At 65.5% G+C, this 11,532-nt stretch carries 13 protein-coding genes and 1 pseudogene; 8 read left to right on the top strand and 6 right to left on the bottom strand.

Annotated elements, in window-relative coordinates; translation table 11 throughout:
• The first annotated feature begins 12 nt into the window (after positions 1 to 12).
• The 6 genes from AB7F41_RS08740 to aat all read left to right on the top strand — a co-directional run bounded on the left by AB7F41_RS08740 (position 13) and on the right by aat (position 4,291).
• Positions 13 to 774 carry a DsbA family protein gene (locus tag AB7F41_RS08740; protein WP_428380464.1) on the top strand — a complete coding sequence of 254 codons (762 nt, stop codon included), beginning with the start codon at positions 13 to 15 and terminating at the stop codon, positions 772 to 774.
• A gap of 89 nt (positions 775 to 863) precedes the next feature.
• Positions 864 to 1,307 carry a type II 3-dehydroquinate dehydratase gene (aroQ, locus tag AB7F41_RS08735; protein WP_428380466.1) on the top strand — a complete coding sequence of 148 codons (444 nt, stop codon included), beginning with the start codon at positions 864 to 866 and terminating at the stop codon, positions 1,305 to 1,307.
• Between the two features lie 7 nt (positions 1,308 to 1,314).
• Complete coding sequence (gene accB / locus AB7F41_RS08730; protein ID WP_428380468.1) at positions 1,315 to 1,842, top strand: acetyl-CoA carboxylase biotin carboxyl carrier protein; 528 nt, start codon at positions 1,315 to 1,317, stop codon at positions 1,840 to 1,842.
• A gap of 13 nt (positions 1,843 to 1,855) precedes the next feature.
• Entirely contained in the window at positions 1,856 to 3,214 is a 1,359-nt protein-coding gene (gene accC / locus AB7F41_RS08725; protein ID WP_428380470.1) for an acetyl-CoA carboxylase biotin carboxylase subunit, read from the top strand.
• 15 nt (positions 3,215 to 3,229) lie between these two features.
• On the top strand, positions 3,230 to 3,553 hold the full coding sequence (locus tag AB7F41_RS08720; RefSeq protein ID WP_428380472.1) for an MliC family protein: 324 nt from the start codon (positions 3,230 to 3,232) through the stop codon (positions 3,551 to 3,553).
• Positions 3,554 to 3,622: 69 nt separating this feature from the next.
• A complete protein-coding gene (gene aat / locus AB7F41_RS08715; RefSeq protein WP_428380473.1) occupies positions 3,623 to 4,291 on the top strand; it encodes a leucyl/phenylalanyl-tRNA--protein transferase in 669 nt (222 codons plus the stop codon).
• Here aat and AB7F41_RS08710 read toward each other — a convergent pair.
• Positions 4,288 to 5,055, bottom strand: coding sequence for a DUF2155 domain-containing protein (locus AB7F41_RS08710; RefSeq protein WP_428380475.1), 768 nt, complete (start codon positions 5,053 to 5,055; stop codon positions 4,288 to 4,290). The two genes, aat and AB7F41_RS08710, sit on opposite strands and share 4 nt — an antisense overlap.
• An 88-nt stretch (positions 5,056 to 5,143) precedes the next feature.
• Entirely contained in the window at positions 5,144 to 5,551 is a 408-nt protein-coding gene (locus AB7F41_RS08705) for an NADH:ubiquinone oxidoreductase subunit NDUFA12 (protein ID WP_428380477.1), read from the bottom strand.
• A 137-nt stretch (positions 5,552 to 5,688) separates the two neighbouring features.
• On the opposite strand from AB7F41_RS08705, the gene AB7F41_RS08700 reads away from it, so the two are divergent.
• A complete protein-coding gene (locus AB7F41_RS08700) occupies positions 5,689 to 6,900 on the top strand; it encodes an FAD-dependent oxidoreductase (RefSeq protein ID WP_428380479.1) in 1,212 nt (403 codons plus the stop codon).
• A gap of 166 nt (positions 6,901 to 7,066) precedes the next feature.
• Here AB7F41_RS08700 and AB7F41_RS08695 read toward each other — a convergent pair whose 3' ends face one another.
• The 3 genes from AB7F41_RS08695 to AB7F41_RS08685 form a co-directional block, all read right to left on the bottom strand.
• Positions 7,067 to 8,023 carry a cytochrome D1 domain-containing protein gene (locus tag AB7F41_RS08695; protein ID WP_428380557.1) on the bottom strand — a complete coding sequence of 319 codons (957 nt, stop codon included), beginning with the start codon at positions 8,021 to 8,023 and terminating at the stop codon, positions 7,067 to 7,069.
• A gap of 95 nt (positions 8,024 to 8,118) precedes the next feature.
• Positions 8,119 to 8,703 (bottom strand): SRPBCC family protein, encoded by a 585-nt coding sequence (locus AB7F41_RS08690; protein ID WP_428380481.1) that lies wholly within the window; start codon positions 8,701 to 8,703, stop codon positions 8,119 to 8,121.
• Between the two features lie 9 nt (positions 8,704 to 8,712).
• A complete protein-coding gene (locus AB7F41_RS08685) occupies positions 8,713 to 9,264 on the bottom strand; it encodes an SRPBCC family protein (protein WP_428380482.1) in 552 nt (183 codons plus the stop codon).
• 136 nt (positions 9,265 to 9,400) lie between these two features.
• Between AB7F41_RS08685 and AB7F41_RS08680 the strand changes: the two genes are divergently transcribed.
• Complete coding sequence (locus AB7F41_RS08680) at positions 9,401 to 10,201, top strand: lysophospholipid acyltransferase family protein (protein WP_428380484.1); 801 nt, start codon at positions 9,401 to 9,403, stop codon at positions 10,199 to 10,201.
• Positions 10,202 to 10,463: 262 nt separating this feature from the next.
• Here AB7F41_RS08680 and AB7F41_RS08675 read toward each other — a convergent pair.
• A pseudogene (locus tag AB7F41_RS08675) lies at positions 10,464 to 11,532 on the bottom strand (vitamin B12-dependent ribonucleotide reductase); the annotation flags it as partial.

Raw genomic sequence — 11,532 nt, 5'->3', positions numbered from 1 at the left:
AAGGAGAATGTAATGAGCTTTTTTGTCTCGCTCGCCGCCGGCGCATGTCTCGCCCTGGGGGCGACGACGCCGCTCTTCGCCGAAGAGCTTTCGAGCAAGCAGAAGGTGGAGATCGAGAAGGTCGTACACGACTATATCATCACGAATCCGGAAGTGATCAAGGACGCGATCGACGAACTCGGCAAGCGCGAGAAAGTCGCCGAGGCCCGCACGCGCGAAAAGGCCATCAATCAGCAGGGCGACAAGATCACCCATTCGGCCAACCAGGCCGTGGTCGGCAATCCCAATGGCGACGTCACGCTCGTTGAATTCTTCGACTACAACTGCGGCTACTGCAAACGGTCCCTGGATTCGATCGCCAAGCTGATCGACGGCGATCCGAAACTGCGCGTGGTGCTCAAGGACTTCCCGATTCTCGGGACGGACTCGGTCGAGGCGGCGCAGGTCGCGACCGCCGCGCGCATGCAGCTCGACAGCCAGAAGTTCTGGGACTTCCATCGCAAGCTTCTGTCGACGCGCGGCCACATCGGCAAGCAGCAGGCGATGGCGGCGGCGAAGGACGTCGGCGCGGACATGGCGCGCATCGAAAAGGACATGTCGAGCCCGGCGACGAAGGCGGCGCTGGACGAAGTCGCCATGCTCGCCGACGAGCTGCGGTTTGACGGGACGCCCGCCTGGGTGATCGGCAAGGAGGCGATTATCGGCGGCGTGCCCTACGCCCAGCTGAAAGCCAAGGTCGAAAATATGCACAAGTGCGGCAAGACGGCGTGCTAGCGCGGCGCCGGGCTTTCATTGCGGCGACAATGGGGCTAAGAGAGACGGCTTGTCGGCTCTGAGATATTTGGGAACGTTTCGGAAGCGCTATGTCAGCCGTCCACGTGCTTAACGGTCCCAATCTCAATCTCCTCGGCCGCCGGGAGCCAGCGATCTATGGAACCGCGACTCTCGACGACATTCGCGCGATGCTGGAGACGCGCTGCGCGGCGCGCGGCGTATCGCTCGTCTTCCGGCAGTCCAACCACGAAGGCGATCTCGTCGACTGGATCCAGGAAGCGGGCGGCGCAGGCGCCCCCGTCATTCTCAACGCCGGCGCGCTGACGCATACGTCGATCGCCCTCCATGACGCCATCAAAGGCGCGGAGGCTTGCGTCGTCGAGGTGCATCTTTCAAATGTGCATGCGCGAGAGAGCTTCCGCAGCCGCTCCTTCATCTCGCCGGTGGCGCGCGGCGTGATCGCGGGATTCGGACCGCTGTCCTATGTCCTTGCGCTCGAAGCCGTCTTTGAAAACGAACTGAGAAAGAGCTGAGACACTTATGGCGCGCAAAGCCCAACCGCCTCGCACCGCCCCCGCCCGCAAGCCTGCGCCGTCGAACGCGCCGGTGATCGACCCAGATCTGTTGCGCACGGTCGCCCAGCTGGTCGCGGACAGCGATTTGAGCGAATTCGAAGTGGAGAAAGGCGATCTGCGCATCCGTGCGGCGCGCACGCCGGTCGCCGCCGTCGCGAGCGTCGTCGCCCCGCCGCCGCCAGCGGTCGCGCCCTTGCAGCCTCCGCCCCCGCCGCCGCCCGCATTGGCGTCGACTCCGGCGGCGGAGCCTGCCGAACTCACGGACGCGGTGAAGTCTCCGATGGTCGGCACCGCCTATCTTCGCCCGAACCCTGACGCCAAGCCCTTCGTCGAGATCGGCGCGCGCGTTTCGGTGGGCGACAAGCTCTTGCTGATCGAGGCGATGAAGACCTTCAACGACATTGTCGCCCCAAGATCAGGCGTGGTGACCGCCATTCTGGTCGAGGACGGCCAGCCCGTCGAATACGGCGAACCTCTCCTCGTGATCGACTAGGCGGCCAAGACGGATGTTCGATAAAATCCTCATCGCCAACCGCGGCGAAATCGCGCTGCGCATTCTGCGCGCCGCCAAGGAGTTGGGCGTCGCGACGGTCGCCGTTCATTCGACGGCCGACGCCGACGCCATGCATGTCAAGCTCGCCGACGAGTCGGTCTGCATCGGTCCGGCGCCGGCGCGCGAATCCTATCTCAATATCCCGGCCCTGCTCTCCGCCTGCGAAATCACCGGCGCCGACGCCGTCCATCCGGGCTACGGCTTTCTCTCGGAGAACGCGCGTTTCGCCGAGATTCTCGAAGAGCACAACATCACTTTCATCGGACCGAAATCCGAGCATATCCGCCTGATGGGCGACAAGATCGAAGCCAAGGCGACGGCGAAAAAGCTCGGCATTCCATGCGTTCCCGGCTCCGAAGGGTCAGTCCTGAGCGAGAAGGAGGCCCTGAAGGTCGCCGACAAGATCGGCTTTCCCGTTCTGGTGAAAGCCGCCTCGGGCGGCGGCGGCCGCGGCATGAAGGTGGCGCGCGACGCCCATGATCTGGCCATCGCCATCGCCACCGCGCGCACCGAGGCGAAGGCCGCATTCGGCGACGACACGGTCTACATCGAGAAATTTCTCGAGAAGCCGCGTCACATCGAAATTCAGATTTTTGGCGACGGCAGGGGCGAGGCGGTTCATCTCGGCGAGCGCGACTGCTCGCTTCAGAGGCGTCACCAGAAGGTCTGGGAAGAAAGCCCCTCGCCCGCGCTCAATGACGCGCAGCGCATGGAGATCGGCGAGACCTGCGCGCGCGCCATGCGCGAGATGCAATACGCCGGCGCCGGCACGATCGAGTTTCTCTACGAGAACGGCGAATTTTACTTCATCGAGATGAACACGCGCATTCAGGTTGAGCATCCGGTGACGGAATCGATCACCGGCGTCGATCTCGTCTGCGAGCAGATCAGGGTGGCGGCGGGCTCGCCGCTGTCGATGCGCCAGGAAGACATCTGGTTCTATGGCCACGCCATCGAATGTCGCGTCAACGCCGAGCACCCCCTGAGCTTCAGGCCTTCGCCCGGGCGCATCGCCTATTATCATCCGCCGGGCGGCGTCGGGGTTCGCGTCGATTCGGCCGTCTATCAGGGCTATACGATCCCGCCGAATTACGATTCGCTGATCGGCAAGCTCATCGTTCACGGACGCAACCGGACCGAAGCGCTGATGCGCCTACGGCGTTCGCTCGACGAATTCATCGTCGACGGGATCGACACTACGCTGCCGCTGTTTCGCACGCTCGTGCGCAACGCCGACGTCCAGAACGGAATCTACGACATCCATTGGCTGGAACATTTTTTGGCGACGGGCGGCATCGAGCCCGGATTCTAGTCATGTGAGGACGCGATGATGAAGCGCGCGCTGTCGGCCATGCTCCTGGCGTTTCTGGCGGCGGCGCCGCTCTCCGCCGTCAACGCCAAAGCGACGGTGCGCGGTCCCTTCGTCTTCAAATGTTCAGGCGACTCCGACGCCGATCTCACCGTCACCTTTTATGGCGCGAGCGCCAGCCGCGCGAAACTTGTCTTCAAAGGCGAGACCGTGATGGCCAAGCACGCCATGTCCGGTAGCGGCGCGCGCTACGTCGCCAAGGGGATCGAGTTCTGGAACAAGGGCGACGACGCGATGGTCCAGTGGCGCGGAGCGAAACTCAACTGTACGACGCGGAATTAACCGAACCTTCCGAAAGAAAGTCGCCGCTCAAGGGTGGCGCGCCGGCGTCGCGCCGCTATCCTTGAGAAGATGTCGCGCCTCAACGCTCCCTATGCGATCAGCCCGCACCTCCTGCTGCGGGCCTACTCCATCGGACTGTTTCCGATGGCCGAAAGCGCCGAGGACGATCAGCTGTACTGGGTCGATCCGGAGCGGCGCGCCGTCTTTCCGCTCGATCGCTTCAGCGTTTCCCGCTCTTTGGCCAAGACCGTGAGGTCGGATCGCTTCGACGTCGGCGTCGATATCGACTTCGATGCGGTGATCGACGCCTGCGCCGCTCCCGCCTTCCGCCGCGAACGGACCTGGATTAACGCGGAGATCCGCCGCCTCTATCGCGAACTGTTCGATCTCGGCTTCGCGCATACCGTCGAATGCCGCCGCGACGGACGCCTCGTCGGCGGGCTCTATGGCGTCGCTCTCGGAAGCGCGTTTTTCGGTGAGAGCATGTTCCATTTCGAGCGCGACGCATCGAAGGTCGCGCTCGCGCATCTCGTCGCGCGATTGCGGGCGGGCGGATTCCAACTGCTCGACACGCAGTTCATCACGCCGCATCTCGCGTCGCTCGGCGCGATCGAGATTTCGCGCGAGGAATATCACCACGCCCTCGAACGGGCGCTTTTGACGAAAGCCGATTTCAACGTCTGGGCGCCGGACGCGACCGTGCGCGGGTCGCAAGCTCTGGCCGCGCTCGCCGATTAGAAGGGAAACAGCGAATTGCCGGCGGGCTGCGGCGGCGCCGTGGGCGCGGGCTGAGTTTGTTCGCCCCGCCGCCGTTTCCTCTTTCCGCGCGTGGGAGGCGCAGCCGGCGGCTGCTCGGGCGCCGGTGCCGCCTCCTCGGGGTCGACGGGCGGCGGCGCCGCCTGATCGGCGGGGCCGATGGGCTGATTTTCCATCGGCGGCGGCGCGGTGGGCTCGACGCGACGCGAGCGGCGCTTCTTTCCGCTGGACGTCTCGGGCGGTGTCGTCGTCTCCGCCTCGGCGGCCGGGGCTGCAGGCGTCGCCGTGGCTTCAGCGGGCTGCGCCGTCATGTCCTTGCCGCCTTTGCAGTCGACCAGCCAGACGTCATAGACGGGATGCTCGACGCCGTGGAGACCCGGACTTGCGGCGAACATCCAGCCCGAGAAGATGCGCTTCGCCTCCTGCTTGCCCTCGACCTTGGCGGCCTCGGCCCTGGCCTCCGATCGAGGCTCCGACTTGAGGACGAGCTCGTCGACCTCCACGAAGCTCGTCGTTTGCGGCGTTTCGGTCTGGGGTCGCGTGTTGCAGACGCGCGGCGTCACCTGGAGCGCGCCGAACTGCACGGTTTCGTCGATCGTGACGTCGAAATTGATGATGCGTCCCGTCGTCTTGTCGAGACCGGCGAAGACCGCCGTGGGATGTCGGATCGGTTCGGCCGACGCGGCGACCGCGAACAGCGCCCATGCGCCGACCGCCGCTGGCGCCAGGGACAAGGGCAATTTCATCCGATCACCGCATGATTCTCCGCCGACCCGAAAAGGGGGCGGAGGACGAAAACAGGCAAGAAAGGCGTTTCCAAGGACGATGCGCCGCTCAGCCTTCCGGCCGCCAGGGGGCGTAATCGCCGCCGGCGGGAGGACGCTCGCCCAGCACAAGCTGGGAGCCCGGCGGCCGATAGGCCTGCGGCGTGCCCGTCATATTCGGCTCATAGGGCAATTCCCACGCGCGCGGCCGATAGGTCTCGTCCGTCGGCGGCGTGTCCACCGTATGATGCAGCCAGCCATACCACCCCGGCGGCGTGGCCGAACCCTCGGCATAGCCGCTGTAGATCACCCAGCGCCGTTCAAACCCGAGCGCCGGATCGATCTTGCCGCCGCGCCGACGGTAATAGACGTTGCCGAATTCGTCTTCGCCGACGCGCTCGCCATACAGCAGCGTCCACAGGCCGGTGCTGAGCGTGGCGCGGTTCCACCAGGTGAAGAAGCGAACGATGTAGGACATGTATTGGGCGTCCTCGAATTCCGTGGCCCCTTATTGCGTCTGCCGACGGCAATGTCCAGCCTTGCCGCAACGCCGCGACGATTCGGATCAAACCCGCGCTTCCGCTCGGAACGCCAGATTTGGAGATGGAGGACTGGATGGCCGCGACCCTTTCCGCCCAGTGCTGCGTCGTCGGCGGCGGCCCCGCCGGCCTGATGGCCGGATTTCTGCTCGCGCGCGCCGGCGTCGACGTGATCGTCCTCGAAAAACACGCCGATTTCCTGCGCGACTTCCGCGGCGACACGATTCACCCGTCGACGCTGCGGATCATGGACGAATTGGGCCTGCTCGAGGACTTCCTGCGGCTGCCGCATCACAAGGCTTACGCGCTCGCCGCCTGGATCGGCGAACGGCAATATAAGGTCGCCGATTTCTCCAGCCTGCCCGGCACATGCAACTTCATCGCGTTCATGCCGCAATGGGATTTTCTCGACTTCATCGCCGAACATGCGCGCGCGCTGCCGAATTTCCGTCTCTTCATGCAGACCGCCGGCGAACATCTCCTGATGGACGGCGACCGGGTCTGCGGCCTGACGGCGAAGGGGCCGGAAGGCGAACTGAAGATCGACGCCAGGCTGGTCATCGCCGCCGACGGGCGCGGGTCGCAGCTCCGCGCCGAGGCGCAGCTCCCCGTCAAGGATTTCGGCGCGCCGATGGACGTGCTGTGGTTCAAGCTGCCGCGCAAGGACAGCGATCCCGACGAGAGCTTCGGCCGCGTCGCGCCCGGCCGCATGCTGGTGATGATCGACCGCGGCTCCTACTGGCAATGCGGCTGCGTCATTCCCAAAGGCGGCGCCGAGGAGTTGCGCGCGAACGGAATCGAGGCGTTTCGCGAGTCGATCGCCCGCCTGACGCCATTTCTCGCGGATCGCATGGAGACGCTGAAGGATTGGGGCGACGTGAGCCTCTTGACCGTTCAGGTCAATCGCCTCACGACATGGAGCCGCCCCGGATTGCTGTGCATCGGCGACGCCGCGCACGCTATGTCGCCGGTCGGCGGCGTCGGCGTGAACCTCGCGATTCAGGACGCCGTCGCCGCCGCCAATCTGCTTGGCGCAAAGCTGCGCGAGGATCGGCTGAGCGACGATGACATCACCGCCGTGCAGCGGCGCCGCGAGTTTCCCACGCGCGTCACGCAGGCGATTCAGCTCGCCATCCAAAATCGCGTGGTGCGCGGCGTGCTCTCGGCCGAGAAGCCGTTGGAGCCGCCTCTCGCGCTGCGACTGCTCGACGCCGTTCCGCTGCTGCGCCGGCTGCCGGCGCGCCTTATCGGGCTCGGCGTGCGGCCCGAGCATGTTGAAACGCCGTAATGCGACGCCGTCGATCCATCGGGCGTGTCATTCCCGGCAGGCCAATGGCCTGACCGGGAATCCAGAGCGGATCCCACGGAGTCAATTTGCGACTCTGGATTCCCGATCGCGCGCTCCGCGCGCGTCGGGAATGACAGCCCTGTCCTTTAGAGCGATGGCTGCAGGATCAATCCGCGTCGCGAACAAAGGCGCCAAAGGCGCGCGGTCCGTCGCCGGTCTGCGCCTTGCCGAGAACCTTGAGCGTCTGCGCATCGACGGCCCAAAGCTCGTTCGAGAACCAGTTCGCGACATAGACGCGCGCGCCGTCGCCGCTGGCCGCAAGGCCCTCGGGATATTCGCCGACCTTCAGCGTTTCGATCGGCGCCAGGGTCTCGGCGTCGAAGACGCTGACGCTGTCGGCATGCTGATTGGCGACGAAGACGCGGCCCGTCGCGAGCGCCACGGTATAAGGCCTGCTGCCGCATTTGAGCGTCGCGACGACCTTGCGCGCGGCGAGATCGACGACGCTGACGTCGTCCGATTCGACATTTGCGGAATAGGCCCGCGCGCCAGAGGCGTCGATCGTCACGCCAAAAGGATGCCTGCCGACCTCAATGGTCGCGACGCGCGAGAAGGTCGCCGCGTCGATGAGAGAAAGCGCATTGTCGTCGCGGTCGGCGACGACAATCGTCCTGCCGTCCGGCGCGACGGCGACGCCCGACGCCATTGCGCCGACGCCGACGCTGCGCTGCGCGCCGCTCGCGAGATCGATCTCGACGAGGCGCCGGCCATAGAGATCGGCGACATAGACGCGCTTGCCGTCGGGGCTTGCGGCGACGCCGAGCGGACCGCCTTCGACAGGAATGCGCTTTTCGATCTTGCGCGTCGCCGCATCGACGACGGTGAGAAACTTGCCTTCAGGACTCGTGATGAAGGCGCGCGCGCCGTCGCGCGACACGGCGACGCCGGCAGGCTTGCCGCCGATGGGCAGCGTCGCGACGGTCTCCATTCTGGCGAGATCGACGATCGAGAGCGCATCGTCGCCCTGCGCCGTGACGAAGGCTTCGGCGGCGGATGCGGGAGCAGCGGGGAGGACAAGGGAGAGAAACATCCCCGCCGTCATGGCTGGGCGTGTTCCGGCCATCCACATGCGCGTGAAGCGCTTCACTCTTCCTGAAACGAGTCGCACTGTCCTGGCGTGGATTCCCGCGACAAGCGCGGGCATGACGGATTGTGGGCTCATCGCCCCTCCGACTTCGCCTTCAACGCCGCGAGATAGGCGCGCTGCAGCGCCGTCACCGCCGCGAGCGCGACGTCGTCGTTCATCTCGGGCGGCGGGTCGTTGTTGGGATAGCCGCGATAGAAGCGCGCCTTCCACTCGACCTCGGTCTTGCCGCCCTCAGCCGGCCGCAGCGTGATCAGCGCGGTGTAGTTCGTCGCCGGCAGGCGCTTCAGGTCGTCGCCCTCGCGATGCACGCCGAGCAACATGCGCTCGGCGTCGCGCTTCGTCAGCAGTTCCTCGATGACGCCGCCGTCGGCCAGGATCAGCCTGCGCCGCGCCTGATCGGGAACATCGCCGCCCGTCGCTTCGACGCGCACGACGCCGGGCAGCCACCCGGCGTGCGCGAAGTCGCTGACGAGCGACCAGACCTTTTCTGGCGGCGCATCGACGATGGTCGTTTCAACCACCTTCAGCGGCGAAGCCCCATGCGCCGCACGCGCAGCGACCGGCGCACAGACCGCGAGCGCCGTCACCGCGCGCAGAACGCTTCGGCGCGTGACGGCGATGTCGACCGGCCCGATCGTTCCCGGCGCTTGGCGCATGGCGCGGCGCTACTTGCCCTCCGCCTTGGACTTGAGCGCAGCAAGGCCTGACGCGTAGACATTCGTCACCGCCCGCACCGCCGCCTCATCGGTAAGCTCAGGCGGCGGATCATTGTTCATGAAGCCGCGATAGAACGCGCCCTTCCATTCGACGACGCTCTTGCCGCCTTCGTCCTTCACCGAAATCGTGGAGGAATAATTGTTGACCGGCAACACCTTCACGTCGACGGCGTCGATCTTGTAGCTCATCGACTTGCCGTCCGCGTCATATTTCGTCAGCGACTCTTCGATCACGCCGCCATCCTTGAGGATCAGCTTGCGCTTGGCGTCGACGGCGTTGCCGCCCGTCCCTTCGGTCTTGGAGACGGCCGGATGCCAGCTGAGATCCTGGAAATTGCCGATGATCTCCCAGACCTTGGCGGGCGGAGCGTCGATTTCGATTTTTTCCACGACTTTCTGGCGCGAGGGACCGTGGGCCAGCGCCGGCCCGGCCAGCAGCCCGGCGGAAAGAAGCGAGAGGGCCGCAACGGCAAATGCGCGGCGCGCAGGCACAAACGTCATTAGTTTCTCCCGAGAAGCCTGACCTTGGCCGCCAGCATAGACGGCAGGGGCACATAAGGACGGCGAAAGCGGCGGCGTCAAGCACAGATGCGCCTAGCGTCACACGACCGTCTTATCGGCGCGCCATCTGCGCGCCATGCCCTATCTGCGCGCGCTCGCCTTCGTCACGACGTTGATGTGCGCCTTTCTCTTCCTGGTTCCGCTGCAGGCGCTGGCGCGGCGCCGCGGCTGGCCGATTCAGCATGCGATTCAGACGCGCTTCTGCCGCGCGATCTGCGCCGTCATCGGCATAAGGGTCGACGCGCAGGGCGCCCTGCCCGCGCCGGCGCCGCGCTTCGTCGTCGCCAACCATGTGTCCTGGACCGACATCATCGCGCTCGCGAGCGTCGCGCCTTTCATCTTTCTGGCGAAGCGCGACGTTGCCGGCTGGCCTGTGCTCGGGCTGCTCGCGCGGCTGCAGGGCACGATCTTCGTCGAACGCGGTTTGCGGCAGGACGTCGCGCGCGTCAATGACGCGCTCGCCGACGCGCTGCGCGCGGGCGCCGATCTCGTCGTCTTTCCGGAAGGCACGTCGAGCGACGGCGCCGCGGTCCTGCCCTTTCGCTCGGCGCATTTCGCGCCGCTGGAGACGATGTCGGCGCGCGGCGAAGCGCCGACGCTCGCGCCCGTCGCCATCGCCTATTCCGACGGCGCACGCCGGATCGACGTCGGCTGGTACGGCGACATGACCTTTCTGCCGCATCTGTGGAGCCTGATGAAGCGCGGCGACGCGCACTGTCACATCGTCTTCGGCGCGCCAATCGAGACGCGCGGCAAGGACCGCAAGGCGCTCGCGACGGAATCGCACGAGAGGGTGCGCGCGTTGCTGGTGTCTCTGCGCGGAGTCGACAGCGTCGCCACGCCCGCTCGCCACCGCCACCAGCAGTCCTCATCCTGAGGAGCGCCCGCAGGGCGCGTCTCGAAGGACGAGGACTGCGAATTCAAAATTCCTTCACTTCTTTTTCTTCGCCGTCTTGTGCTTGGCTTGCGCCAAATCTGATCCGGCTACCGATTTTACATCCTTGGAAGATGTCTTGCTTCTGAGAAGTTTCGAATCCTTCGACGCGTCGCGTTTCGATGTCGTCATTTTGATCTCCAGATAGAGACTTGCGTCAGCCTGTTAGACTCATACGTCCCGTAACGACCTAACGATGACGCGCTCACGAACACCCCGTGGTCGCGCCGCACGTCTCGCATTTCAGGCACGTGCCGTTGCGCACCAGCGTGAAGTTCGCGCATTCGGGACAGGCTTCGCCGACATAGCCCTTCATGCGCGCTTCGGCGCGTTTCTCGGCGACGCCCTGCACCGTCTTGGTCGGCTCGGTCCAGCCGAGCGACGACAGCGCGTCCGCCTCGTGCGCCACCTCCGGCGTCGGCTCCGACCGCAACGCCGTCGCGCCGCCGCCCTGCACCACCATCAGCCTGTCGGTCTTGGAGCGCAGCAAGCCGCGCGAGACAACGGAGGTGGTTTCCGGCGCCTTGCCTTCATGCTGGCCTTTGCCGAGCACGTCATGGCCGATGTCGTCGGGCGAGACATGCGCAAGATCGTTGCGGCCGAGATAGGAAACGGCGAGTTCGCGGAACACATAGTCGAGGATCGACGTCGCGTTCTTGATCGCGTCATTGCCCTGCACCGGACCCGCGGGCTCGAAGCGGGTGAAGGTGAAGGCGTCGACATATTCTTCGAGCGGCACGCCATATTGCAGGCCGAGCGAAATCGCGATGGCGAAATTATTCATCAACGAGCGGAAGGCCGCGCCTTCCTTATGCATGTCGATGAAGATTTCGCCCAGGCGCCCGTCGGCGTATTCGCCGGTGCGCAGATAGACCTTGTGGCCGCCGACCGCCGCCTTCTGCGTATAGCCCTTGCGCCGGTCCGGCAGCTTCTCGCGCTCGCGGATCACCTGATGCACGACGCGCTCGACGATGCGCTCGGCGATCGCCGCGGCGCGCGCCGGCATCGCCGCCGCCACGACCTCCTCGACGACGTCCATCGCGTCGATGTCGTCGTCGCCGGCGATGAGCTGCGCCGAGAGCGGCTGCGAGAGCTTTGAGCCGTCGCGATAGAGCGCATTGGCTTTGAGGCCGAGGCGCCAGGACAGCAGATAGGCCTGTTCGCAATCCTCGATCGACGCGTCATTCGGCATATTGATGGTCTTGCTGATCGCGCCCGAGATGAAGGGCTGCGCCGCCGCCATCATGCGGATATGCGACTCGACCGAAAGATAG

This window comes from Methylocystis sp. (assembly GCF_050251305.1).
In the GTDB taxonomy this organism is placed as follows: Bacteria; Pseudomonadota; Alphaproteobacteria; order Rhizobiales; family Beijerinckiaceae; genus Methylocystis.
Note: the sequence above shows the minus strand (reverse complement) of the source record. Positions and strands in the feature narration are given on the sequence as shown.